Annotated in this window: 19 protein-coding genes; 12 read left to right on the forward strand and 7 right to left on the reverse strand. The window is 59.9% G+C overall.

The features are described from left to right. Positions 1 to 5 precede the first annotated feature (5 nt). A complete protein-coding gene (locus ACYZUM_RS21925; protein WP_047296668.1) occupies positions 6 to 335 on the reverse strand; it encodes a PA4575 family protein in 330 nt (109 codons plus the stop codon). 324 nt (positions 336 to 659) lie between these two features. Then, complete coding sequence (locus ACYZUM_RS21930; RefSeq protein WP_086792869.1) at positions 660 to 3,098, reverse strand: Lon protease family protein; 2,439 nt, start codon at positions 3,096 to 3,098, stop codon at positions 660 to 662. Positions 3,099 to 3,399: 301 nt separating this feature from the next. Here ACYZUM_RS21930 and ACYZUM_RS21935 point away from each other — a divergent pair, with 301 nt between their 5' ends. The 4 genes from ACYZUM_RS21935 to ACYZUM_RS21950 all read left to right on the forward strand — a co-directional run bounded on the left by ACYZUM_RS21935 (position 3,400) and on the right by ACYZUM_RS21950 (position 7,079). Beyond that, positions 3,400 to 3,888, forward strand: coding sequence for a DUF3015 domain-containing protein (locus ACYZUM_RS21935; RefSeq protein WP_041065261.1), 489 nt, complete (start codon positions 3,400 to 3,402; stop codon positions 3,886 to 3,888). A 260-nt stretch (positions 3,889 to 4,148) separates the two neighbouring features. Further along, the gene (locus tag ACYZUM_RS21940; RefSeq protein WP_108183851.1) at positions 4,149 to 6,002 is read left to right on the forward strand and encodes an Lnb N-terminal periplasmic domain-containing protein; all 1,854 of its coding nucleotides are present in this window, start codon (positions 4,149 to 4,151) and stop codon (positions 6,000 to 6,002) included. Between the two features lie 154 nt (positions 6,003 to 6,156). Beyond that, positions 6,157 to 6,513: a hypothetical protein gene (locus tag ACYZUM_RS21945; protein ID WP_007963787.1), complete on the forward strand. Its 357-nt coding sequence runs from the start codon at positions 6,157 to 6,159 to the stop codon at positions 6,511 to 6,513. 71 nt (positions 6,514 to 6,584) lie between these two features. Beyond that, positions 6,585 to 7,079, forward strand: coding sequence for a GreA/GreB family elongation factor (locus ACYZUM_RS21950; RefSeq protein ID WP_108183852.1), 495 nt, complete (start codon positions 6,585 to 6,587; stop codon positions 7,077 to 7,079). Here ACYZUM_RS21950 and gdhA read toward each other — a convergent pair. Then, positions 7,076 to 8,413: an NADP-specific glutamate dehydrogenase gene (gdhA, locus tag ACYZUM_RS21955; protein WP_108183853.1), complete on the reverse strand. Its 1,338-nt coding sequence runs from the start codon at positions 8,411 to 8,413 to the stop codon at positions 7,076 to 7,078. The two genes, ACYZUM_RS21950 and gdhA, sit on opposite strands and share 4 nt — an antisense overlap. A gap of 372 nt (positions 8,414 to 8,785) precedes the next feature. Continuing rightward, entirely contained in the window at positions 8,786 to 10,450 is a 1,665-nt protein-coding gene (gene ettA, locus ACYZUM_RS21960; RefSeq protein ID WP_041065248.1) for an energy-dependent translational throttle protein EttA, read from the reverse strand. A gap of 286 nt (positions 10,451 to 10,736) precedes the next feature. Between ettA and ACYZUM_RS21965 the strand changes: the two genes are divergently transcribed. The 7 genes from ACYZUM_RS21965 (at position 10,737) to ACYZUM_RS21995 (ending at position 20,618) form a co-directional block, all read left to right on the forward strand. Beyond that, complete coding sequence (locus tag ACYZUM_RS21965; protein ID WP_108183854.1) at positions 10,737 to 14,585, forward strand: sensor domain-containing protein; 3,849 nt, start codon at positions 10,737 to 10,739, stop codon at positions 14,583 to 14,585. 239 nt (positions 14,586 to 14,824) lie between these two features. Then, positions 14,825 to 16,078 carry a serine hydroxymethyltransferase gene (gene glyA / locus ACYZUM_RS21970; RefSeq protein ID WP_108183855.1) on the forward strand — a complete coding sequence of 418 codons (1,254 nt, stop codon included), beginning with the start codon at positions 14,825 to 14,827 and terminating at the stop codon, positions 16,076 to 16,078. A gap of 226 nt (positions 16,079 to 16,304) precedes the next feature. Then, positions 16,305 to 16,877: a hypothetical protein gene (locus tag ACYZUM_RS21975; RefSeq protein WP_142579774.1), complete on the forward strand. Its 573-nt coding sequence runs from the start codon at positions 16,305 to 16,307 to the stop codon at positions 16,875 to 16,877. Between the two features lie 82 nt (positions 16,878 to 16,959). Then, positions 16,960 to 17,514, forward strand: coding sequence for a hypothetical protein (locus ACYZUM_RS21980; RefSeq protein ID WP_108183857.1), 555 nt, complete (start codon positions 16,960 to 16,962; stop codon positions 17,512 to 17,514). A 267-nt stretch (positions 17,515 to 17,781) separates the two neighbouring features. Further along, a complete protein-coding gene (locus tag ACYZUM_RS21985) occupies positions 17,782 to 19,095 on the forward strand; it encodes a C4-dicarboxylate transporter DctA (RefSeq protein WP_095668274.1) in 1,314 nt (437 codons plus the stop codon). Positions 19,096 to 19,179: 84 nt separating this feature from the next. Next, positions 19,180 to 19,884, forward strand: a complete 705-nt coding sequence (locus tag ACYZUM_RS21990) for a FadR/GntR family transcriptional regulator (RefSeq protein ID WP_025108765.1) — start codon at positions 19,180 to 19,182, stop codon at positions 19,882 to 19,884. A gap of 23 nt (positions 19,885 to 19,907) precedes the next feature. After that, positions 19,908 to 20,618 carry a GntR family transcriptional regulator gene (locus tag ACYZUM_RS21995; RefSeq protein WP_108183858.1) on the forward strand — a complete coding sequence of 237 codons (711 nt, stop codon included), beginning with the start codon at positions 19,908 to 19,910 and terminating at the stop codon, positions 20,616 to 20,618. Between the two features lie 116 nt (positions 20,619 to 20,734). Here the strand turns inward: ACYZUM_RS21995 and yjiA are convergent, their stop codons facing one another. The 3 genes from yjiA to ACYZUM_RS22010 all read right to left on the reverse strand — a co-directional run bounded on the left by yjiA (position 20,735) and on the right by ACYZUM_RS22010 (position 24,150). Beyond that, positions 20,735 to 21,706, reverse strand: a complete 972-nt coding sequence (gene yjiA / locus ACYZUM_RS22000) for a GTPase (protein ID WP_108183859.1) — start codon at positions 21,704 to 21,706, stop codon at positions 20,735 to 20,737. A 164-nt stretch (positions 21,707 to 21,870) separates the two neighbouring features. Further along, complete coding sequence (locus ACYZUM_RS22005; protein ID WP_003228401.1) at positions 21,871 to 22,068, reverse strand: YbdD/YjiX family protein; 198 nt, start codon at positions 22,066 to 22,068, stop codon at positions 21,871 to 21,873. Between the two features lie 15 nt (positions 22,069 to 22,083). Then, entirely contained in the window at positions 22,084 to 24,150 is a 2,067-nt protein-coding gene (locus ACYZUM_RS22010; protein WP_007963766.1) for a carbon starvation CstA family protein, read from the reverse strand. A gap of 159 nt (positions 24,151 to 24,309) precedes the next feature. Here ACYZUM_RS22010 and ACYZUM_RS22015 point away from each other — a divergent pair, with 159 nt between their 5' ends. Continuing rightward, on the forward strand, positions 24,310 to 24,678 hold the full coding sequence (locus tag ACYZUM_RS22015) for a PilZ domain-containing protein (protein ID WP_108183860.1): 369 nt from the start codon (positions 24,310 to 24,312) through the stop codon (positions 24,676 to 24,678). Positions 24,679 to 24,713: the final 35 nt, after the last annotated feature.

Below are 24,713 nucleotides of genomic sequence, written 5' to 3' on the forward strand. Positions count from 1 at the left end.
TACACCTAATGGTCGAACACACCGACCGGACGTCCACGGCCACCGTTGATCTGGCGCAGCTGCGCCTGCAGGTGCAGGCTCCAGATCTGCGGATCATTGGCCAGCTCGTAGCCGTGCATCGTCAGGCTTTCCACAATGGTGTCGAGAATCGACTCGGCGGCGACCGGCCCATGAAACGGGCCCTGAGCCTTGATGGCGGAGGGTTGTTCGCCGGCCATGCCGGCAGCGAAGAGCAAGGTCCACATGCCGTTATCGCCGGCCAGGGGTTTGATGGCGCATTCGATACGGGTCACAAGACCCAGGCATTGACGGGTGAGGCAGAGGTTGCGCGACATGGCGGCGACCCTCGGTAAAACCTGTATTCAGCCTTCACGCGAAGGCTGTTTCGATCCAGTGATACTGTCGATGTCCTTGAGCTGAGAATAGAAGAAAAGTCCGCCGCGCAAGCCGGATAGAACCAGAAGGCGCCGAATGGTCATTGTGTGAATTCTGACGCCAGAGTAGTGGCACTTTTCCCGAAGATCAGCGCAAAAATCAATCTGGAAAAACACTGTGGGAGCGAGCCCCCTCGCGAATGCGGAGTGTCAGGCGACTCATTCGTCGTCCGATACACCGCTTTCGCGAGCAGGCTCGCTCCCACAGATGTAATGCATGAAGTCTCAGGCGGGTTTGGCCTCGGCCAACGCCTCCTGCGCCAACTCCTTCTCGGCCTCTTTCAGATCCTCTTCACTGATCATCTCGGCAATCACCCGAAGACGCTCGACCACGCGCGCATTGACGCTGCCTTCAGGGAACTGACCGTCAGCATCCGGCTCACCGGCCGGCTCGCCGACCAACAGGCTCAGCGCCTCATCGGCCTGACGCACCGCGTACACGTGGAACTGCCCGGCGCGCACGGCCGCCAGCACCTTCTCGTCGAGCATCAGCGTGGCGACGTTGGCCTGCGGAATGATCGCGCCCTGCTCACCCGTCAGCCCACGTGCTTCGCAGAGACGGAAGAAGCCCTCGATTTTCTCGTTGACCCCGCCGACCGCCTGCACTTCACCGAACTGGTTGATGGAACCAGTGATCGCGAAGCACTGCTTGAGCGGGGTTTTCGACAACGCCGAAATCAACGTGCAAGCCTCGCCCAGCGACGCACTGTCGCCATCGACGTAACCGTAGGATTGCTCGAGCGCAATGCTCGCGGAAATCGCCAGCGGGAATTCCTGGGCGTAACGGCTGCCCAGATACCCGGTGAGGATCATCACGCCCTTGGAGTGGATCGGCTGACCGAGATTGACCTCGCGTTCGATGTCGACGATGCCGCTGCCACCCGGGTACACCGTGGCGGAAATCCGCGCCGGTACACCGAACGCCGAATCGCCGACTTCCAGCACGGTCAGCCCGTTGCACTTGCCGACCGCGGCGCCGTCGGTGTCGATCAGGATGATCCCGGCGAGCATGTCGTCGAGAATCCGCGCCGATACGCGGCCAGTGCGAGTGGCTTTGGCTTTCAGCGCACGCTCGATGTGCCCGGCGTCGGTCATTTCATCACCGGCCAGATGACGAATGAAATCCGCCTCGCTGACCAGTTGGAACAGGTCGCCGATACGCGCCGATAAACGCCCCTGATGCTCGGCCAGCCGTGCGCTATAGGTCGCCAGACGCGCCACCGCATCGGCGGTCAGCGGCGCCATGCCTTCTTCCGAAGTGCGGGTTTTCAGCAACTGGGCGAACTGCTCCAGGCTTTCGTCGACCATCGGGATGTCTTCGTCGAAGTCGACCAGCACACGGAACATCTCCTGGAAGTCCGGATCGAGGTCCTGCAGCGTGTAATACAACTGCCGCGCACCGATGATCACCACTTTGACCTGCAACGGAATGTGCTGCGGATTCAGGGTCACGGTGGCGAAACGGCCCATCTCGCCCAGCGGCGATTCCATCTTCAGTTTGCGCGATTGCAGGGCGCGCTTGAGTGCGTCCCACACGAACGGCTCACTGAGCATTTTTTCCGCTTCAAGAATCAGGAAGCCGCCATTGGCGCGATGCAATGCGCCCGGGCGCAACTGGCGATAAGTGGTGTAAAGCGCGCCCTGATCGGTGGTGTATTCAATGCGGCCGAACAGGTTTTCGTAGGTCGGATGCGGTTCGAACACCACCGGCGCACCGCCACTGTGCGGATGACCGACCACCAGGCTCGGCGCGTATTGCTCTTCCAGCAGCTTGCGCGCCACGGCATCGGTCTTGCTGTCGTCGACCAGTTGCTCGACCACGGTTTTCAGCAGATACACCTGCATCGCTTGCAGGTAACCGCAGACCGCGGCGTTCTCCGCGTACTTTTCCGACAGCGGCGACAGCAACGGCTGCAAGGCCAGGGTGATGGTTTCTTCGTTGAGCTGGCGCAACTGATTGTTCGACTCGCGCTTCCACTGCGGCAGGCTCGCAAGCTCTTCATTCAGCCGCTCTTCGAGACCGGAAATATCTTCGTGGAAACGCTCGCGCTCGGCTTCCGGCAATTGCGAAAACTCGGCTTCATCCAGCGCCTTGCCTTCGAGCATCGGGGTGAAGGCGATGTTGCTGCTGTCGCGGTACAGGGCGACGTCTTTTTCCAGGGCCAGACGTTCGATGACGTCCAGTGCCTTGTCGTAGCGCTGGTTGAAGGCGCGGTCGATGGCACTTTTTTTCTGCTGGTAGGACGGGTGTTCGAACACCGCCGGAAACGTCGCCAGCAGGTTGTCGATCAAGCCGTTGATGTCGCCGATGAACGCAGCGGCCGTTCCCGAAGGCAGTTCCAGTGCGCGGGGTTCGCGCGGCTCATCGAAGTTGTTGACGTAGACCCAGTCCGCCGGGGTCTGCAGGCGTTTGCCTTCGGCCTTCAGGTAGCGTTTGACGAATGAGAAGCGACCGGTGCCCGGTTCGCCCATGACAAAGACGTTGTAACCGGGGCGTGGCATGGCCACACCGAACTGCAAGGCTTCGACCGCACGTTCCTGGCCAAGCACACCGCGAAAGGGCTCCAGATCATTGGTGGTAGTGAAGCTGAACTGTTCAGCGGAAAACGGACGGGTCAGCGCTTCGGGCGCTAGACGCAAGCTGGCAGCAACAGGATCAGGCATCGGGCTTCCTTAACAATCAGGCGGGGCAGATAGCGGCATTCTGGCGCTGCCCGTGCCCCACTGGCAAGGCGCGCCATGCGACAAAGCATAGACAAGCGCCGAGCCGCGCGGCCCGCCCCGTTATTCCGGGGATTGCAACGAATAATCAGCAAAAAATCACGGAACCACGGGAACGTGCCTAAACTCCAAACTGCGCGGCTGGAACTAATAACCGGCCCACTGGCTTCAAAAGGGTCTGTCTAGGCAGCACTTGGGGGGCCAGAACCCTGTCCATTGGTATGCACACAAAGAGAACAAAGCTATGAAACGGATTCTTCTCGGTACTCTCTTCACCGTTGTTTCCCTCAATGCCATGGCGCAAGCGCCAGGCGGTCCGGATTGCGGTTGGGGCAACATGCTGTTCGAAGGTCAGCGTGGCACCCCGGCCCACTTCCTGGCATCCACCACCAACGGCACTTCCGGTAACGCTACGTTCGGTATGACTTCCGGCACCAACGGTTGCTCGACCAACGCGTCGCTGACCTACGGCGGTAAATCCTGGTTCGCCATGAATGGCATGATGAACGAGCTGTCCGAAGACATGGCCAAGGGCAACGGCGAAGCGCTGACGACCTACGCCGTGGTACTGGGCGTGGCGCCGGAAGACCGTGCGCATTTCGCTGCTGTCACTCACGAGCACTTCCAGCAAATCTTCAGCAAGGCTGACGTGACCGCCGAAGACGTGCATACCAACACCCTGGCTGTACTGAAATCAGACCCACGTCTGGCCAAGTACGCCACTCAGGCTTAAGCTCGACCCCACCCGCTTCTTTCGGGAAGCGGGTTTTGTTTTGAGTGCAATCACTCGAATGTGACGCTGAACCTGTGGTGAGGGGATTTATCCCCGATCGGCTGCGTAGCAGTCGTGAAACCATTCAATTGGGTGTATCTGATACACCGAGTTTTGCAGGTATGAGGGCCGCTTCGCAGCCCATCGGGGATATATCCCCTCGCCACAGGGAGTGATCGCAGCCCGATCCGGTTTTTTTCTTTCGACTTAAGTTGCCACTTATGCTCAAACGCCTTGCCTGGCTGGCGCTCTGTGTCTGCGCCCCGCTGTCCGCCGCGCCTCACATCGACCCTCAACGTTTGCAGCAACTGGCCAACGACCGCTTCTGGATTTCCCTCGGTCATTACGAAACCGCCAAGCTCGGCGGCTGGCGCAGCTATGTCAGCGACAGGAAATTCTTTCTCGCGCCTGATGGCAACGAACACCCCGACCATGAGTTGGCCGCCACCGTGCAAGCGCTGTACGCCCCGGCCAGTCTCGGCGAGCAGCACGCGCAGTGCGTCTATCCGGCCCGCACCCGCTGGCTGAAAGCGCAGCTCAACCTGACCGATCTGCCCGCCCCCGATTGCGCCGAATTCAAGAAATGGTTCAAGGACGTCTCGCCGCACAGCGCGGTGATGATCTTCCCGGCGGCGTACCTCAACAGTCCGTCGTCGATGTTCGGCCACACCCTGCTGCGCATCGATCAGGCCGATGTGCAGGCCGACAAGACTTCGCTGTTGAGTTACGCGATCAACTTCGGCGCCTACATCGAAAGCTCCGACAACAGCATCCTCTACGCCTGGAAAGGTTTGATGGGCGGCTACCCGGGGCTGTTCGCGCTGGTGCCGTATCAGGAAAAACTCTCCGAGTACCGCAGCCTGGAAAACCGCGACCTGTGGGAATACCGGCTGAACCTGACGCAAGCAGAAACCGCACGTATGGTCGAACATGTGTGGGAGCTGAAGCAGATCCAGTTCGACTATTTCTTCTTCGACGAAAACTGCTCCTATCGCCTGCTCGAACTGCTGCAGGTGGCGCGTCCAAGCCTGCGCCTGACCGAGCAATTCCCGCTGACTGCCATCCCTACCGACACGGTCAAAGCCGTGAAGGAAGCCGGACTGGTGGAAAGTATCGAATACCGCCCGTCCCGCGAACGTGAATTGCTCAGCCGCGCCCAGCCGTTGAGCAGTGACGAACAGCAATGGGTGCTGAAAGTCAGCGCCGATCAGCAAGTGTTGCAAGACCCGACCTTCAAGGGTCTGCCCCGGGATCGACAGGCGCTGATCATCGATGCTGCGTATCGCCTGGAACGCTACCGCGCCAACGGTCAGGAACGTGATCCGCAGCGCGCTCAGCGCAGCTTCGAACTGCTGCGGGCGATCAACAAGAACCCGGCGCCGGAGCTGCAGATCCCCCAACCGGGCCTGCCCGAAGACGGCCACGAATCACGCACCTGGCAGGCCGGCATCGGCACCCGGGGCGACCGTGCGTTCGGCGAGTACGGTTTGCGCATGGCCTATCACGACCTCAACGACAACGCCGAAAGCTTCCCCCTCGGCGCACAGATCGAAATCCTGCAAATGAAGCTGCGCCAGTACGAAGGCAACCAATGGCAATTCCAGCAACTGGATCTGGCGACCATTCGCTCGCTGACCCCGCGCAATGAGTTGCTGCAGCCGCTGTCGTGGCAAGTCACTGGCGGCCTTGAGCGCGTACCGGGCAAACACGATGACGAAAACCTGGTCAGCCACGTCAACGGCGGCGGTGGCGGCACCTGGCAACTGGGCGAAGACACGCTCGGTTTTGCCCTTGGCACGGTGCGCATCGAACACAACAATGACTTCGCCGAATTCGTCTCCCCGGCCGGCGGTTTCAATACCGGCGTGTTGTGGAAAAACCCGCTGGGCAATCTCAGCCTGGAAGCCAAGGGCGATTACTTCTTCAATGGTGAAGTGCGCCGTAGCCTGAGCCTGAACCAGCAGTGGGAATTGTCGCGCAACCTCGGTTTGCGCCTGAGTGCGCAGCGTGAGTTCAGTCATGTGGCGACGCCGGAAAACGAAGTGATGCTCGAAGTGAAGTGGTATCACTATTAAAAGATCGCAGCCTGCGGCAGCTCCTACAGTGGGAATGCATTTTTCCTGTAGGAGCTGCCGCAGGCTGCGATCTTTTGATCTTCCTTTCACACCCCACCAACGAATCACCTTCTAGACTTTCCCTATCAGCCGAGAATCGGCGCGGGAGAGTGCGATGTGGCGGTGTGCGGGACTGTTGGGTGTTTTGCTGTTGCTCGGGGGTTGCCAGACCACCCATGAAGACTTGATCGCCAAAGGTTATCCACCGGCCTTCGCCGACGGTTTCGATGACGGTTGCGTCAGTGGCCGGCAAGCCGCCGGCTCGATCAGTGGCGAGTTTCGCAAGAACGTGCCGCGCTACCTCAAAGACAAGCAATACGCCGAAGGCTGGACCGACGGCTTTCGCCAGTGTCAGGCGATGCTCGAGAACAAGGATCGCGAAGAGTATCGCAACGAGCACTGGGACGAGCGCGAGCGCGCCTGGCAGCAACAGAAGGATCAGGACGCCGGACGGGCCTATCGCTCGCAATAGGTCGTTTCCAGACATCCAGTGAAACCAAATGCCGGCGACCATGGCCCAAACTCTATGCAGAGGAGGACAGCATGAGCCGCGCTTTCGTCAACGAAGACAATGCCGCCGCGCAAGCCGATCAGCCCGTCGAACGGCAGGTCAGCGCGCAGCCCAATTACGTCACACCGCAGGGGCTGGCGCAGCTGCAGGCCAAAGTCGCCGAGCTGCAAGCCCTGCACGCCGAACAATCGGCCAAGGGCGAACAAGCCGACAAGCAGCGCCTGGCCGATCTCGAAAGGGATTTGCGCTACTTCAACCAACGCCTCACCAGTGCACAGGTCGCTGCCGCCGCGACCTCTACCGAAAAAGTGCAGATTGGCAGTTGGGTGACCTTTGCCGACGAGCACGACACCGAAAGTCGGGTGCAACTGGTCGGCGAAGATCAGGCCGACGCCAGTCTGGGCCTGATCAACTGGGGCTCGCCGCTGGGCCGGGCGCTGCTCGGCGCCCGACTCAATGACGAGGTGCTGTGGCAGCGCCCCGCCGGCGATCAGGTGATTGAAGTGATTCGCATCGAACCGGCTTAAACCACGCCTTGGGCCAACATCGCATCGGCGACTTTGACGAAGCCAGCGATGTTCGCGCCTTTGACGTAGTTGATCCGCCCGTTCTCTTCGCCATAATGCACGCAAGCATGGTGGATCGACTGCATGATCGCGTGCAACTTGCTGTCCACCTCGCCAGCGGTCCACAGCAGGCGCATGGCGTTCTGCGACATCTCCAGCCCGCTGACCGCGACCCCGCCGGCGTTCGACGCCTTGCCCGGGGCGAACAGAATGCCGGCCTCGATAAAGATATCCACAGCCTCCAGCGTGGTCGGCATGTTCGCGCCCTCGGCGACGCACACGCAGCCGTTGCGCAGCAGTGCGCGCGCGGCGTTGGCGTCGAGTTCGTTCTGCGTGGCGCACGGCAGCGCGATGTCGCACGGCAGCGACCACGGCAACTGCCCGGCGCGGAACTCCAGACCGAACGCCGTGGCCAATTCGCTGATGCGTCCGCGTTTGACGTTTTTCAGTTCCAGCAGCGCCAGCCACTGTTCTTCGCTCAGGCCCGATTCGCAGTACAACGTGCCTTCGGAGTCGGACAGGGAAATCACCTTGCCGCCCAGGTCCATGACCTTGCGCGCCGCGTACTGGGCGACATTGCCGGAACCGGAGATCGCCACGCGTTTGCCTTCGACGGTCTGTCCGCGGCGCTTGAGCATTTCTTCGGCGAAGTACACGCAACCGAAACCGGTGGCTTCCGGGCGAATCAGGCTGCCGCCGTAGGTCATGCCTTTGCCGGTCAACACGCTGGTGAACTGGTTGCTCAGGCGTTTGTACTGGCCGAACAGGAAGCCGATCTCCCGCGCCCCGACACCGATGTCGCCAGCCGGCACATCGACGTCCGCGCCGATGTGGCGGTACAGCTCGCTCATGAACGCCTGACAAAAACGCATCACTTCAGCGTCGCTCTTGCCCTTCGGATCGAAGTCCGAACCGCCCTTGCCGCCGCCCATGGGCAATGAGGTCAGAGAGTTCTTGAAGGTCTGCTCGAAGGCGAGAAACTTCAACACGCCCAGGTTCACCGAAGGATGGAAACGCAAGCCGCCCTTGTACGGGCCGATGGCGCTGTTCATCTGGATGCGGAAACCGCGATTGACCTGGACCTTGCCCTGATCGTCGACCCACGACACGCGAAACACAATCGCCCGCTCCGGCTCGCAGATACGCTCCAGAATCCCTGAGGTCAGGTAATGCGGATTGGCTTCGAGAAACGGCCACAGACTGCGCAGGACTTCTTCGACGGCCTGGTGGAATTCGGGTTGATCCGGGTCGCGTTTTTTCAGGCGGGCGAGGAAGGATTCGACGGATTCGATCATGGGAAAAGTCTCGGCAAATTTATTGTAGTTGGAAGCGATTGAGCCGGACTGTAACAAACGAATTGCGCACAGTAACAGCGCAAAATGTCGCAGTTATGAAATTAAATGGTGCACAGGATATAAATCAGGCGGTTTTTGATCTAATTTTGCACCTGAATGGGGAGATCAGATTGAAGTGATGCACCAACAGTTACACCGCTATCGCTGGCAAGCCAGCTCCCACAGTTTTCGCGGCGTCCACACATTCCAGGTACAACAAAAAACCTGTGGGAGCTGGCTTGCCAGCGATGAACGCAACCCGGTATTGCTGAAGAAACCCAGGCAAAAAAAACGGAGCCCGAAGGCTCCGCTTTTTCATCCAACCAACCCGAATCAGGCCAGTTTCTTGTGGCGTACCCGGTGTGGCTGGGCCGCTGCTTCGCCGAGGCGTTTTTTGCGGTCGGCTTCGTACTCGGTGTAGTTGCCTTCGAAGAACACCGCTTGCGAGTCGTCTTCGTACGCCAGGATGTGGGTCGCGACGCGGTCCAGGAACCAGCGATCGTGAGAGATCACAATGGCGGCGCCCGGGAAGTCCAGCAAGGCTTCTTCCAGGGAACGCAGGGTTTCGACGTCGAGGTCGTTGGACGGTTCGTCGAGCAGCAGAACGTTGCCGCCCTCCTTCAGGGTCAGCGCCAGGTGCAGACGACCGCGCTCACCACCGGACAGGTCCTTGACGAACTTCTGCTGATCGCCGCCCTTGAAATTGAAGCGACCGACGTAGGTGCGCGACGGGATCTCGTAGTTGCCGATGCGGATCTGGTCGGAACCGTCGGAGATCTGCTGGAACACGGTCTTGCTGCCGTCGAGGTCTTCACGGCTCTGGTCAACGCAGGCCAGTTGCACGGTTTCGCCGATTTCGATGCTGCCCGAATCCGGCGTTTCCTTGCCCATCAGCATGCGGAACAGGGTCGATTTACCGGCACCGTTACCACCGATCACGCCCACAATGGCGCCCTTCGGCATGGAGAACGACAGGTTGTCGATCAGGACGCGATCGCCGTAGCCCTTGGTGACGTTCTTGAATTCGATGACCTTGTCGCCCAGACGCGGACCGGCCGGGATGTAGATCTCGTTGGTTTCCGAACGCTTCTGGAATTCCTGCGATTGCATTTCTTCGAAGCGTTGCAGACGTGCCTTGGATTTCGACTGGCGGGCCTTGGCGCCTTTGCGCACCCACTCCAGTTCTTCCTTCATGGCTTTTTCGTGAGCCGACTGTTGCTTGGATTCCTGGGCCAGACGATCGGACTTGGCTTCCAGCCAACCCGAATAGTTGCCCTCGTAAGGAATGCCCGCGCCGCGGTCGAGTTCGAGAATCCAGCCAGCAACGTTATCCAGGAAGTAACGGTCGTGCGTGATCGCGACCACGGTGCCCGGGAAGTCGTGCAGGAAGTGCTCCAGCCACGCCACGGAGTCAGCGTCCAGGTGGTTGGTCGGTTCGTCGAGCAGCAGCATGTCCGGGGCGGACAGCAGCAGACGACACAGGGCCACACGACGCTTTTCACCACCGGACAGGTGTTCGACCTTGGCATCCCACGCCGGCAGACGCAGCGCATCGGCGGCGACTTCCAGTTGACGCTCCAGGTTGTGACCATCGCTGGCCTGCAGGATCGCTTCGAGCTTGGCCTGTTCGGCAGCCAGCTTGTCGAAGTCGGCATCCGGATCGGCGTAAGCGGCGTAGACCTCGTCCAGACGCGCTTGCGCGTCCTTGATCACGCTGACCGCTTCCTCGACCACTTCACGCACGGTCTTGGTCGGATCAAGTTGTGGCTCTTGCGGCAGATAACCGATGTTCAGATCCGGCATCGGACGGGCTTCGCCCTCGAACTCGGTGTCGACGCCGGCCATGATTTTCAGCAGCGTGGACTTACCCGAACCGTTGAGGCCGAGTACGCCGATCTTGGCGCCGGGGAAGAACGACAGCGAAATGTTTTTCAGGATTTCCCGCTTCGGCGGAACAACTTTGCCCAGCCGATGCATGGTGAAGACGTATTGAGCCATGGAGAACCTTGGGTCAGTGACAGATGAATGATTGGAGCGCAGGCGATGCCCGGCCAGACCGATGCGCGTCGTTCACTTGATGGTCATCAATGCGTGCGCGCTGAAAAAGTCTGAGTCTAGGAGCTGGAACGCTCCCGCGTAACCGGCAAAGCTACCTGAATGACCGGTGGCAGTCCAGCCGAGCGGGGCTGGCACTTCGCCACAACTCAAGGCATGCTAGCCGCCCTTCGGGCGTCCGGCTTATAGTGCACGTCGCGCCAGTCCAGCCAAACCGCAGGATTTCAGCTTGTCCAACGTTACCCCGCCAGCATCTGTGAGCGCGTCCAATCCGGGGACCGGCTCGCCCCTGCGCGGAACATTGAAGGGTGCCTTGGCGACGCTGGTACTTTTGCTGCTGGCATTGCTGTTCTGGCAGTTGCTCGACCAATTGCGCGAGACCCAGAAAAACCAGCGCCAGTACACCATCGACTACACCGCCGACCTCGCCTCGCAGGTCAGCCTGAACATGTCGCTGAATGCGCAAATCGCCCTCAACCTGCTACCGATCGTCGAACAGCCACAGTCGTCCGACGAACAGCAGGCGCTGCTGCGCAAGCTCCAGCAATCGCTGCCGGACGTGCGCAGCCTGGCCCTGCTCAGCCCGTCCGGAAAAATCCTCAACGACAGCGCCAGCGACAGCCACGACGCCGATTACCTCGCTGAACTGGTGCGCCGCAGCCGCGCCCAGGCGCATTACTTCAGCAACGCCGACGACGGCTCGGTGGTGCATCTGTTATTGCATCAAGCCAGCGGCAGCACGCGCGGTTACTGGGTGTTGCGCCTGACCCCGACCTTCTTCGACTCGCTGACCCAGCAGGGCGAAACCGGCATCCGCCCATTGTGGCTGGTGGAAAACCGCCTCAACCACCAGATCATCAGCCGCGACGAAGCGCTGTCTTCAGCCAGGCCCGGCGTGCTGAGCCCCGACGACCTGGCCAACACTGTTTTAACCGTGCCGCTGAGCAGCAGCGACTGGCAGTTGCGCGGGCTGTTCGACCGTCAGCGGGTGCTCGAAGAACTGTTGCCGGCGTTTATCGGCAAATGCCTGCTGGGTCTGGCGTTCTCGATGCTGCCAGTGATCGCGCTGCTGAACATGCGTCGCCGCCAGCGCCAGTTGCATGAAGGCCGCCGGCGTTATCAGGACATCTTCGAAGGCACCGGTGTTGCGCTGTGCGTGCTCGATCTGTCCGGCCTCAAGCAAGTGTTCGACAAGGCGCAGATCCAGACCAGCGACCAGCTCAAGGCCTGGCTCGACCAACCGGCCCAGCGCCAGCAACTGCTGCAAGAACTGCGCGTTACCGAGGTCAATCAGGTCGCGCTGCAGCTGCTCAATGTCAATTCCTGCGAGCACGCCTGGCAACTGCTGATCGACGGCCAGCCGCACAGCCAGTGCGCCATCGGCAACCAGGTGCTCGACGCCGTTCTGCAGCAACAGAATCAACTGGAACTGGAAATCAGACTGCCGGATATCAATGGCCGCGATCAGCACCTGTGGATGGTTCTGCGCCTGCCTGAAGAGCTGCACGACTATAAAGCGGTGATTCTGAGCATCAACGACATCACCAGCCGCAAGCTGATCGAACTGTCGCTGCTGGAGCGCGAAGGCTTCTGGTCGGACGTGGTGCGCACGGTGCCGGATCATCTGTATGTGCAGGACGTGATCAGCCAGCGGATGATCTTCAGCAACCATCACCTCGGCCAGACCCTCGGTTACAACCGCTCCGAGCTGCACCAGATGGGCGAGTACTTCTGGGAAATCCTCCTGCACCCGGAGGACGCCGACTATTACCACCGCTCACGGCAGATGCAGCGGCACGCCGGTTACAGTCAGTTGCTACAATGTCAGCTGCGCTTCCGCCATCGTGACGGCAAGTGGCGGCGCTTCGACATTCGTGAGCAAGCGCTGGCCCGGGACAAACACGATCAGGTCACGCGGATCATCGGCGTGGCCAAGGACATCACCGAGCAGATCGAGGCCAGTGAATCGCTGCGTGACAGCGAGCAGCGCTACCGCATGCTCGCCGAAAGCATCAGCGACGTGATTTTCTCCACCGACAGCAAGCTGTCGTTGAACTACGTCAGCCCGTCGGTGCAGGCGGTGCTGGGTTACGACGCCGAGTGGATTTTCCAGAACGGCTGGCAATCGACCATCGCCAACCCGCAGCAGCTGAGCGGCATCTATTCCCTGATGGACCGGGTCAGCAAAGCGCTCGACAAGCCTGAGCAACTCGCACAGCTGCGAAGCCAAGTGCAAACGCAGATGTTCCTGTTCGACTGCCTGCGCGCCGACGGTCGCAAGATCCCGATCGAGCTGCGCCTGGTGTTGGTGTGGGATGAACACGGCGCCTTCGAAGGCGTGCTCGGCGTCGGTCGCGATATCAGTCAGCAACGCCGCGCCGAAAAAGACTTGCGTATGGCGGCCACGGTATTCGAGCACTCGACTTCGGCGATCCTGATCACCGACCCCGCCGGTTACATCGTGCAGGCCAACGAAGCCTTCAGCCGGGTCAGCGGTTATGCAGTCTCGGAAGTGCTCGATCAGTTGCCGAACATGCTCACCGTCGACGAACAACAGGACGCACACCTGCGTTACGTGCTCAAGCAACTGCATCAGCACAGCACCTGGGAAGGCGAAGTCTGGCTCAAGCGTCGTAACGGCGAGCATTACCCGGCGTGGGTCGGCATCACGGCGGTACTCGACGATGAAGGCGACCTCGCCAGTTACGTGTGTTTCTTCAGCGACATCAGCGAGCGCAAGGCCAGCGAACAACGCATTCATCGCCTCGCCTACTACGACGCCCTGACCCACCTGCCGAACCGCACGCTGTTCCAGGATCGCCTGCACACCGCGCTGCAATCGGCCGAACGGCAGAAGTCGTGGGTGGTGCTGATGTTCCTCGACCTCGACCGCTTCAAGCCGATCAACGACTCCCTCGGCCACGCCGCCGGCGACCGCATGTTGAAAGACATGGCCACGCGCCTGCTGGCCTGCGTCGACGAAGACGACACCGTGGCGCGCATGGGCGGCGACGAGTTCACCCTGCTCCTGCAACACCGCTCCAGCCGCGAAATGGCGCTGAACCGGGCGATTCATGTGGCCGAGCAGATCCTTGCCAGCCTGGTGAAACCGTTCGTGCTGGAAGGCCGCGAGTTCTTCGTCACCGCCAGTATCGGCATCGCTTTGAGTCCGCAGGACGGCAACGAACTCAGCCAGTTGATGAAGAACGCCGATACCGCGATGTACCACGCCAAGGAGCGTGGCAAGAACAACTTCCAGTTCTATCAGGCCGACATGAACGCCAGTGCGCTGGAGCGTCTTGAGCTGGAAAGCGATCTGCGCCATGCGCTGGAACAGAACGAATTCGTCCTGTATTACCAGCCGCAGTTCAGCGGCGACGGCAAACGCCTGACCGGTGCCGAAGCGCTGCTGCGCTGGCGCCATCCGCGTCGCGGGCTGGTGCCGCCGGGGGATTTCATTCCGGTGCTGGAAGAGCTCGGTCTGGTGGTCGACGTTGGCGACTGGGTCATCAGCGAAGCCTGCCGCCAGCTCAAGACCTGGCACCAGAACCGGGTTCGCGTGCCGAAGGTGTCGGTGAACATCTCGGCGCGGCAGTTCTCCGATGGCCAGCTCGGTACACGCATCGCCACCATCCTGCGGGAAACCGGGCTGCCACCGGCGTGCCTGGAACTGGAGCTGACCGAAAGTATCCTGATGCGCGAAGTCAGCGAGGCCATGCAGATTCTCGCCGGGCTGAAAAACCTTGGTCTGAGTATCGCGGTCGACGATTTCGGCACCGGTTATTCATCGCTGAACTACCTCAAGCAGTTCCCGATCGACGTGCTGAAGATCGACCGTACCTTCGTCGACGGCCTGCCGTCCGGCGAGCAGGACGCGCAGATCGCCCGCGCGATCATCGCCATGGCCCACAGCCTCAATCTGGCGGTGATCGCCGAGGGCGTGGAAACCCATGAGCAACTGGACTTCCTGCGCGAGCACGGCTGCGATGAGGTTCAGGGCTATCTGTTCGGCCGGCCGATGCCGGCGAGCCGGTTTGAAGCGCAGTTCAGCAATGATGCGCTGTTCATGTTCGACTGAACATCGGCGGCGCGCCCTTCGCGAGCAGGCTCGCTCCCACAGGGATTGATGTCGATCACAAAATCGCAGGCCTGCCTCGATTACTGTGGGAGCGAGCCTGCTCGCGAAGAGGCCTTCAAAAGCACCGCACATCTGTCATGAACGCCACTTGTCTGCGACATGATGTCGTTTCATATGCCATCCAAAACCCATTGGGTTAGAATGCCCCCCTTTTCTGCCCCCGATCCTTGAGGACCGCCATGTTCAGCCGTGATTTGACTATTGCCAAGTACGACGCCGATCTCTTTGCCGCCATGGAGCAAGAAGCTCAGCGCCAGGAAGAGCACATTGAGCTGATCGCTTCGGAAAACTACACCAGCCCTGCGGTGATGGAAGCTCAAGGCTCGGTTCTGACCAACAAATACGCCGAAGGCTATCCGGGCAAGCGCTACTACGGTGGTTGCGAGTACGTTGACGTCGTTGAACAACTGGCCATCGACCGCGCCAAAGAGCTGTTCGGCGCCGATTACGCCAACGTTCAGCCGCACGCCGGTTCGCAAGCCAACGCCGCTGTTTACCTGGCCCTGCTGCAAGGTGGCGACACCATTCTGGGCATGAGCCTGGCCCACGGTGGTCACCTGACCCACGGTGCCAGCGTTTCCTCCTCCGGCAAGCTGTACAACGCGGTGCAGTACGGCATCGACGCCAACGGCCTGATCGACTACGACGAAGTCGAGCGTCTGGCCGTTGAACACAAGCCGAAAATGATCGTGGCCGGTTTCTCTGCCTACTCGCAGATTCTCGACTTCCCACGCTTCCGCGCCATCGCGGACAAAGTCGGTGCCTACCTGTTCGTCGACATGGCTCACGTGGCCGGTCTGGTCGCCGCTGGCGTCTACCCGAACCCGGTGCCTTTCGCTGACGTCGTGACCACCACCACGCACAAGACCCTGCGCGGTCCACGTGGCGGTCTGATCCTGGCGCGCGCCAACGCCGACATCGAGAAGAAGCTGAACTCTGCGGTATTCCCAGGCGCCCAGGGTGGCCCGCTGGAGCACGTGATCGCCGCCAAAGCGATCTGCTTCAAGGAAGCGCTGCAGCCTGAGTTCAAGGCTTACCAGGAACAAGTGGTGAAGAACGCCCAGGCCATGGCCGAAGTGTTCATCGCGCGCGGTTTCGACGTGGTTTCCGGCGGTACCAAGAACCACCTGTTCCTGCTGTCGCTGATCAAGCAGGACATCTCCGGTAAAGACGCCGACGCCGCGCTGGGCAAAGCGTTCATCACCGTGAACAAGAACTCCGTGCCAAACGACCCACGCTCGCCGTTCGTCACTTCCGGCCTGCGCTTCGGTACTCCGGCTGTGACCACTCGTGGCTTCAAAGAAGCAGAGTGCAAAGAGCTGGCCGGCTGGATCTGCGACATCCTGGCAGACCTGAACAACGAAGCGGTGATCGACGCCGTTCGTGAGAAAGTCAAAGCCATCTGCAAGAAACTGCCGGTATACAGCGCTTGATGCGACGTTAAATCAGCAGCATGAAAAACCGGCCAAGTGATTGGCCGGTTTTTTTTCGTCTGCGTGAAAGTCGCTGCCGCCTCACTTAAAACTTGAAACAACAACTTCAAAGAAAAACAGGACACCCACAAAACTTAGCTGTTAGTGTTAAAAACAGAACACGCAACAGCAACTAAAAATCCACACAAAATAAAGAAACACCCATCAAAAACTCAAGGAAGAGTTCATGACAACAAACAGGCAAAAGTCATTTATCGCAACACTAACACTGGACCAGCACCATCTGAACATCCTGGGAGCGCTTTATGAAAACCCAGTCTTGCGTTATGACCATTCATTTTCCGGCGGTTTTTATACAGGCGCCCCCAAAACGATCGATGATGCCCATCTATTGGGTTGCCGCCCCCAAAGGGAAGTAAAGAATGTTCAACCCATGAACATTTATTTCCGCTGCACTGATGACTATTACCACCTTTACATACGCGACCACGCCACGCACACCGGCTATTGCTTGAGCAAGGGTCGCGCCGGGGTGTTAGGGGCTTTTCTGCCGGCGGGCAGCGATACCACCTCTTTCAACTTGCTGAGCCACGATAACCGGATCATCACCTTGCAGGACATGGGCGGTGATCGCCAGCGAGTGCGGCTCAAGGCACGCAACGCCGGTCAAATAACAGCGCTGCGTCGACGAGGCGCGCCCTACACCTACCTGGCCGAGACGGATAACACAGGCCTGCCGTTCACACTGAACATCATCGAGCGCAATGCATCGTTTCTCAGTGATCCCGACGAAATCTGACATCAACGCTCAAGTTTTCAATATTTACGCCACAGAACAGTCCGCTGCTTATTTATCAACATTCAAACAATCGAGTAATACCATGAGCACCAATCAGGAAAAATCCTTTATTGCAACATTGAGCACTCGCTATGGCTACCCGCACTTCCCCAAGTTGACGTATGGCAGAAAGGTCACCACTCCGCGTCCTGATTATGAAGCTTTTACGTTCTCCCACCACCTGGATGTTTCAAACTATCTCTTTCTCAAGCCGGATGTTGCACCGGACGCACTGACTCTTTACTTCCGCTGCCTTGACGACTACTACACTATCTATATCTTCACGCCAGGCGAGTACTACTACAGAACCATCAGCCGTGAAGAAAAAGATTTCTTGAACGCTTATGCAACCGAAGATGGAGACCAGACCACGTTCAACTTGCTCAATGCCAAGGGCAATATCATCACGCTGGATCAGATCGAAACGGATACGCCCACCGTCAGAATCCAGACCCGAAGCGGCGCGCTGTTGTGCGCCGGGCAAAGTCGCAACAAGCATGACCCCAGAGTCGGCACGTTCGTACGCACCAACTCGAACCGCAGCGCCGGTGTTCTCGACTTCAAGCTCAATATCCTGAAGCGCAACGTGCCTTACTGAGCAGATTGAAATCCGCCAGCGTCAGCACAAACCAGCCCGGCCGAACATCGCCGGGCTTTCTCGTTGCGAACGGGCTCCACGGCAACACCGTGCAAAGCACCACTGGTCAGACCGGTCATGCCAATTTCCGACCTCCCTCTTGTATTTCAAGAAATCCCGCGCGTAGACTGCGCCTGCACTGGACATACCGGTAAGACCACAATAATTAAGTCCTGAATCTGATGTGCTCCGCACACGGCAGCCAGGACACCGACCAGGATTCCTCCCATGCTCAGATGGTGCTCGCGTTCAATCTTCCTCCAAGTGGTTCTCGGACTGGTGCTCGGCATCATCTGCGGACTGACCCTTCCCGAATATTCCGCTCAGCTCAAACCCTTGGGCGACGGCTTCATCAAACTGATCAAGATGCTGATCGGCCTGATCGTGTTCTGCGTGGTGGTCAGTGGCATCAGCGGCGCAGGGGATCTGAAGAAGGTCGGGCGTATCGGCCTCAAATCGGTGATCTACTTTGAAGTGCTGACCACCATTGCGTTGGTGATCGGTCTGGTGTTCGCGTTCAGCACCGGGATCGGCAGCGGCGCGAATATCCATCTGGAGCAGTTGTCCGCCGCTGACATGGGCGACATCGCCGAACGCGGCCAGCACATGCACACCACCACGCAGTTCCTGATGGACCTGATCCCGACCTCGGTGCTCGGCGCCTTTGCCGACAACAACATCCTGCAGGTGCTGCTGTTTTCGGTGCTGTTCGGCAGCGCACTGAATCTGGTGGGTGAAGCGGCCTCCGGGATCTCGCGACTGATCAACGAACTGAGCCATGTGATCTTCCGCATCATGGGCATGATCGTGCGTCTGGCGCCCATCGGTGTATTCGGCGCCATCGCCTTCACCACCAGCAAGTACGGCCTCGATTCGCTGCAGCACCTGGGCAGTCTGGTCGGCTTGTTCTACCTGACCTGCGTCGCGTTCGTCAGCGTGATCCTCGGTGTGGTGATGCGTGCCTCGGGCCTGCGCCTGTGGCCATTGCTCAAATATCTGCGTGAAGAACTGCTGATCGTCATGGGCACCGCCTCCTCCGATGCCGTGCTGCCACAGATCATGCGCAAACTCGAACACCTGGGCATCGGCAGCTCGACGGTCGGGCTGGTGATTCCCACCGGCTACTCGTTCAACCTCGACGGATTTTCGATCTACCTGACGCTGGCCATTGTGTTCATCGCCAACGCCACCGGCACGCCATTGGCGATGACCGACCTGCTGACGATTCTGCTGGTGTCGCTGATCACCTCCAAGGGTGCCCACGGCATTCCCGGTTCGGCGCTGGTGATTCTGGCGGCGACACTGACAGCGATCCCGGCGATTCCGGTGGTCGGGCTGGTGCTGGTGCTGGCGGTGGACTGGTTCATGGGCATCGGCCGGGCGCTGACCAACCTGATCGGCAACTGTGTCGCCACCGTGGCCATCGCCCGCTGGGAAAAGGACATCGACGTACAACGCGCAAACAAAGTACTCAGCGGTCAGCAGGGCTACACCTTTCAACCGCGTAAAACCGGAACTCCGGCGCACCAGCAAGAGTTCTGATTTTCAACCCTGCAGGAGCTGCCGCAGGCTGCGATCTTTTGATCTTGTTTGCGGCATCCCCTATAGGCTTACGGAGCTAGACAAGTGATCACCACATCAACCGTCGTCAACTCAGTCGTAGAAAAACTGCGCGCCGCCCTCGCCCGTGGTCAGTGGCGCTCCGGCGACATGCTGCCGGGCCAGCGCGAACTGGCCGAACAACTGGGCATCAGCCGTCCGAGCCTGCGCGAAGCGGTGATCGTTCTGGAGACCCTGGGCCTGGTCCGCTCGATGCCGGGCAAAGGCGTGGTAGTGCTCGACGCCCAGCTCAGTGACAGCCAGAGCCACGACAGCGCGGTCGCCGGCGCCAGCCTCGAAGACGTGCTGCAACTGCGCTACACCCTTGAGCCGTTCATTGTCGGCCTGGTCGCGCAGTCGATCAGCAGCAAGGAAGTCGGCCAGTTGCGCCTGACCCTGATGGACATGCGCGAAGCCCTTGAAGCGGGCGACAGCGAAGCCGGCGTCAGCGCCTACATCGCCTTCCACGAAGAGCTGTTCACCCTGACCTCGAACCCGATTTTCCAGAGCGTGGTGCAGCAGACCAGCAATGCCCTCAAGCAAAGCGCCGAAGTGCTGCGCAATTCGCCTGAGCATCTGGCCGAGCGCCTGGAAGAAAACGAAGCAGTGGTGCGCGCGATCCGCAGCAAGAACAGCGCTCAGGCCAGCGCCGAAATGCGTCGGCACATCCTGCGCGAAGGCCAGCGGATGGGCATCGAACTGAATATCCCGGAAGACAACCTCAGCCACTGAAGAACTCACACTGGAGACCGGCCATGAACAGTCTTGCCACGTCGCCGCACACTCGTCAGATGTCGGCACCTCTGCCCTTCTCGCGCCTGCGAGCGCCGGCAGATGCTCTGTACCCGCGGCTGTTCGAGGCGATTCTGGACCGGCGAATCGACCCGGCCAGCCGCTTCACCGAAGACAGTCTCAAGCAGATGTTTGGCGTCAGCCGCGCCGATGTACGCCGGGTACTGAAGCAGTTGTCCCATGAACAGGTGATTGTGCTGCGCGCCAACCATCGGCCACGGGTCGCCGCACCGGATGCAGAGCAGACCCGACAAACCCTGCACGCTCGGCGCCTGACCGAAGCGACGCTGGTGCGTCTGGCTTGTCAGAATGCGTCGGCGGAGGGTTTGAAACGCTTGCGCACGCTGGTCGAACGCGAACGCCTGGCCGTGGTTCAGGAACGGCGTGCGGCAGCAATTCGCCTGTCCGGTGAGTTTCATCTGCAGTTGGCACAGATGGCGGGGAATGCACCGCTGGCGCATTTCCTTGGCAGCCTGGTGCCGTTGACGTCGCTGGCGATTGCGCGGTGTGATGGATCAACGCTCGGTTGCTGCGCGTGGCAGGAGCACCTGGCGATTATCGAGGCGGTGGAGCTGAGAGATGTTCCCAAGGCTGGTTTGTTGATGAATCAGCACCTGGATCATCTTGAGCAGACCCTGCTGGGTTCAGCCCTTGAGCATTGCGCTGTCGGTTAGATCGTCTTCGCGAGCAGGCTCGCTCCCACAGTGAACTGCATTCCTCCTGACAGAATGCGGATTACTGTGGGAGCGAGCCTGCTCGCGAAGAGGCCATCGCTGACAACCAGGATCCATCAGGCAGAAGTCACTCTGGCAAACCCCGCCCGAATTTTCTCTTCCGGCAAATCATCGGCAATAAACACGACCACACTTTCCCGCGCCTCACCCTCGGCCCACTCGGTGTCCCAGTCGAAACCGTAGAGTTTCAGCACGCCCTGGAACACCAGGCGCCGATCCTCGCCAGCGATGTTCAGCACTCCCTTGTAACGCAGCAATTGCTTGCCGTGCTCTTCCAGCAACTCATTCATGAATTCGCTGAGCCGATCGATATCCAGCGGCTGGTCCGTGCGCAGCACCAGGCTGGAGATGCGATCGATGGAAGGCGCCTTGCTGACCGGACGCAGGCTGACCCCGCCCCCCAGATCGGCGTTAAGGTTGAAACCACGCACATCAAGCAGTTCCGCCAGATCGATGTTGCCGTGCTCGACCACGCGGATTGGTGCACGGCGGTTGATTCGCGTCAGGCGTTCGCTCAGTGCATTGAACGTGGCCTCATCCACCAGATCAGTCTTGCTGACCAGCAAGCGGTCGGCGAAGCCGATCTGCGCCTGGGCGATGGTCTGGGTCAAATGCAGGTCGGCGTGGGCGGCGTCGACCAATGTGATGATGCCGTCGAGCAGATAGCGCTCACGCAGTTCTTCGTCGATGAAAAAGGTTTGCGCCACAGGCGCTGGATCGGCCAGCCCGGTGCATTCGATCACCAGCCGGTCGAAGGCGATTTCGCCGCTGTCCAGGCGTTCGAGCAGCAGGTACAGGGCCTTGGTCAGATCAGTGTGAATGGTGCAGCAGACGCAGCCGTTGGCCAGGGTCATGACTTGCACCGGTTCATCGCCGAGCAACTGGGTGTCGATGCCGGCGTCGCTGAATTCGTTCTCGATCACGGCGATTTTCAGACCGTGCTCGGCTTTCAGCAGATGGCGCAGCAAAGTGGTCTTGCCGGCACCGAGAAAACCACTGAGTACCGTTACGGGTATGGGAGAAGACAAAACAGATCCCCTTCACAAAATGAATGAACAACACAAAAACAAATGTGGGAGCGAGCTTGCTCGCGAAAGCGGTGTGTCAGTCAAATCATTCATCAACTGACACTCCGCATTCGCGAGCAGGCTCGCTCCCACAAGGGGGATTGCATCAACCGCAGGCTGTCAGCTCAACAGCACTTCGGCCCACCCTTGCCACCGTAACGCGCTTCCTGACGCTCGCGAAAGAACATCTCGTAGCTCATCACCGGCTTGTCCGGGTGTTTGGTTTGCATATGCTCGACGTAGGTGTCGTAGTCGGGCATGCCGACCATCAGGCGTGCGGCCTGACCGAGGTATTTACCGAGGCGACTCAGGTCATTGAACATGGTGCAATCCTCTGGTTACGCGTCCGGCAGGGCCTGGAATGGCGATTCTTTATCCGTACGCTCTTTTTTGCCCCAGGCGGCAATGCCGACCTTGAGCGCGTAGAACAGGATGCTGAAGACCACGAACAGGAACAGCGCGGTGAGCGTTGCGTTGGTGTAGGCGTTGAAGATCACGTGCTGCATCTGCTCGATGCTCTTGGCCGGAGCAATGACTTGGCCGGCGGCCAGGGCATCGCTGTACTTCTTGGCCAGCGACAGGAAGCCGATCGCCGGGTTGGCGTCGAACAGCTTGATGAAGCCCGCAGTCGTGGTGCAGATCAGCAGCCAGGCGGCCGGCAGCAGGGTGACCCAGATGTAGCGCTGGCGCTTCATCTTGATCAGGACCACAGTGCCGAGCATCAGCGCGATACCCGCCAGCATCTGGTTGGAGATACCGAACAGCGGCCACAGGGTGTTGATGCCGCCCAGCGGATCGATCACGCCCTGATACAGCAACCAGCCCCACATCGCCACACAACCGGCGGTGGCGATCAGGTTGGCGGTCCACGATTCGGTGCGCTTGAGCGCCGGAACGAAGGAGCCGAGCAGGTCCTGCAGCATGAAGCGCCCGGCACGGGTGCCGGCGTCCACAGCAGTCAGGATGAACAGTGCTTCGAACAGGATCGCGAAGTGGTACCAGAACGCCATGGTGTTTTCACCCGGCAGGACACTGTGCAGGATCTGCGCGATACCGACCGCCAGGGTCGGCGCACCGCCGGCACGGGCGAGGATGGTGGTTTCACCGATGTCATGGGCAACCGCTTGCAGCGCCTCAGGCGTGATCGCGAAGCCCCAACTGCTGACCATCTGTGCCACCGATGCCACGTCACCACCGACCACCGCAGCCGGGCTGTTCATGGCGAAGTACACGCCCGGCTCGATCACCGAAGCGGCAACCATCGCCATGATCGCCACAAACGATTCCATCAGCATGCCGCCGTAACCGATGTAACGGGCGTTGGTTTCGTTATCCAGCAGCTTCGGCGTGGTACCCGACGAGATCAGTGCGTGGAAACCGGATACTGCACCGCAAGCGATGGTGATGAAGAGGAACGGGAACAGACCGCCCTTCCACACCGGGCCCGTGCCGTCGACGAACTGGGTCAGCGCCGGCATTTTCAGCTCGGGCATGGTGACCAGGATGCCGATCGCCAGGGCGATGATGGTGCCGATCTTGAGGAACGTGGACAGATAGTCGCGCGGGGCGAGGATCAGCCAGACCGGCAACACAGCGGCAACGAAACCGTAACCGATCAGCATCCAGGTGATTTGCACACCGGTGAAGCTGAAGGCCTTGGCCCACACCGGGTCAGCGGCAATCTGCCCACCGAGCCAGATCGAACCGAGCAGCAGCAACACGCCGATGACCGAGATTTCGCCAATGCGGCCTGGGCGGATGTAGCGCATGTAGATGCCCATGAACATTGCGATCGGGATGGTCGCCATCACGGTGAAGATGCCCCACGGGCTCTCGGCCAGGGCCTTGACCACGATCAGCGCCAGCACCGCAAGGATGATGATCATGATCAGGAAGCAGCCGAACAGGGCGATGGTGCCGGGGATGCGGCCCATTTCTTCACGCACCATGTCGCCCAAGGAACGACCGTTGCGACGGGTGGACATGAACAGGACCATGAAGTCCTGCACCGCGCCCGCCAGCACCACGCCGGCGATCAGCCACAGCGTGCCGGGCAGGTAGCCCATCTGCGCCGCCAGTACCGGGCCGACCAGTGGTCCCGCGCCGGCGATGGCCGCGAAGTGGTGTCCGAAGAGAATGTGTTTGTTGGTCGGAACGTAGTCCAGACCGTCGTTGTTGAGCACGGCGGGGGTGGCCCGGCGTGGATCGAGTTGCATCACATTGTTTGCGATGAACAGGCTGTAGTAACGGTACGCAACCAGATAAATGGCCACGGCCGCGACCACGATCCACAAGGCGTTGATCGCCTCTCCTCGGCGCAATGCCACTACGCCCAGGGCGCACGCTCCTACGATTGCCAGCACTAGCCAGGGTAAGTGGCGTAGCAGGCTATTATTATTTTTCATTTTATTATTCCAGCCAGGGTGGACAAGAAAGACAGCCACCCCGAGTTTAGCGCTACTGGCGGTAAAGACCATACCCCGACATTGGTCTAGACGCCTTGTCGATTGGCAGCCACCCGCCGGTCGGGTCTATAGTCAGCGAACGCTTCCGAGGATTGCGCCATGAGCGAACAACCAGCCAATCGCCGTCGCTTCAAACGTATTGCGTTCGATGCCAGAACCGAGCTGAGTCAGGGCCAATTCATCTGGCCGGTGAAACTGATCGATCTGTCCCTCAAGGGGCTGCTGATCGAGCGGCCGGAGCCATGGCTGGGGGATAAGGAGCAGGATTTCTTCGTCGACATTCATCTGAGCGATGACGTGGATATTCAAATGAATGTGCATCTGGCCCATGAGGATCACGGGCAACTGGGGTTTGTCTGCCGGCATATCAGCCTGGAATCGATCCAGCGCTTGCGGCGGTTGATCGAACTGAATCTGGCGGATGAGGCCGAGCTTGAGCGCGAACTGGGCGCTCTGATCGAAATCTAGCCCCCAAATCGACCTGTGGAAACAACCGTGTGGTG

Source organism: Pseudomonas sp. m6p (assembly GCF_055760375.1).

What these genes read in the sequence shown, in the direction of transcription:
- ACYZUM_RS21925 (WP_047296668.1), bottom strand. Translation starts at nt 335, where the DNA reads ATGTCGCGCAACCTCTGCCTCACCCGTCAATGCCTGGGTCTTGTGACC.
- ACYZUM_RS21930 (WP_086792869.1), bottom strand. Translation starts at nt 3,098, where the DNA reads ATGCCTGATCCTGTTGCTGCCAGCTTGCGTCTAGCGCCCGAAGCGCTG.
- ACYZUM_RS21935 (WP_041065261.1), top strand. Translation starts at nt 3,400, where the DNA reads ATGAAACGGATTCTTCTCGGTACTCTCTTCACCGTTGTTTCCCTCAAT.
- ACYZUM_RS21940 (WP_108183851.1), top strand. Translation starts at nt 4,149, where the DNA reads ATGCTCAAACGCCTTGCCTGGCTGGCGCTCTGTGTCTGCGCCCCGCTG.
- ACYZUM_RS21945 (WP_007963787.1), top strand. Translation starts at nt 6,157, where the DNA reads ATGTGGCGGTGTGCGGGACTGTTGGGTGTTTTGCTGTTGCTCGGGGGT.
- ACYZUM_RS21950 (WP_108183852.1), top strand. Translation starts at nt 6,585, where the DNA reads ATGAGCCGCGCTTTCGTCAACGAAGACAATGCCGCCGCGCAAGCCGAT.
- gdhA (WP_108183853.1), bottom strand. Translation starts at nt 8,413, where the DNA reads ATGATCGAATCCGTCGAATCCTTCCTCGCCCGCCTGAAAAAACGCGAC.
- ettA (WP_041065248.1), bottom strand. Translation starts at nt 10,450, where the DNA reads ATGGCTCAATACGTCTTCACCATGCATCGGCTGGGCAAAGTTGTTCCG.
- glyA (WP_108183855.1), top strand. Translation starts at nt 14,825, where the DNA reads ATGTTCAGCCGTGATTTGACTATTGCCAAGTACGACGCCGATCTCTTT.
- ACYZUM_RS21975 (WP_142579774.1), top strand. Translation starts at nt 16,305, where the DNA reads ATGACAACAAACAGGCAAAAGTCATTTATCGCAACACTAACACTGGAC.
- ACYZUM_RS21980 (WP_108183857.1), top strand. Translation starts at nt 16,960, where the DNA reads ATGAGCACCAATCAGGAAAAATCCTTTATTGCAACATTGAGCACTCGC.
- ACYZUM_RS21985 (WP_095668274.1), top strand. Translation starts at nt 17,782, where the DNA reads ATGCTCAGATGGTGCTCGCGTTCAATCTTCCTCCAAGTGGTTCTCGGA.
- ACYZUM_RS21995 (WP_108183858.1), top strand. Translation starts at nt 19,908, where the DNA reads ATGAACAGTCTTGCCACGTCGCCGCACACTCGTCAGATGTCGGCACCT.
- ACYZUM_RS22005 (WP_003228401.1), bottom strand. Translation starts at nt 22,068, where the DNA reads ATGTTCAATGACCTGAGTCGCCTCGGTAAATACCTCGGTCAGGCCGCA.
- ACYZUM_RS22010 (WP_007963766.1), bottom strand. Translation starts at nt 24,150, where the DNA reads ATGAAAAATAATAATAGCCTGCTACGCCACTTACCCTGGCTAGTGCTG.
- ACYZUM_RS22015 (WP_108183860.1), top strand. Translation starts at nt 24,310, where the DNA reads ATGAGCGAACAACCAGCCAATCGCCGTCGCTTCAAACGTATTGCGTTC.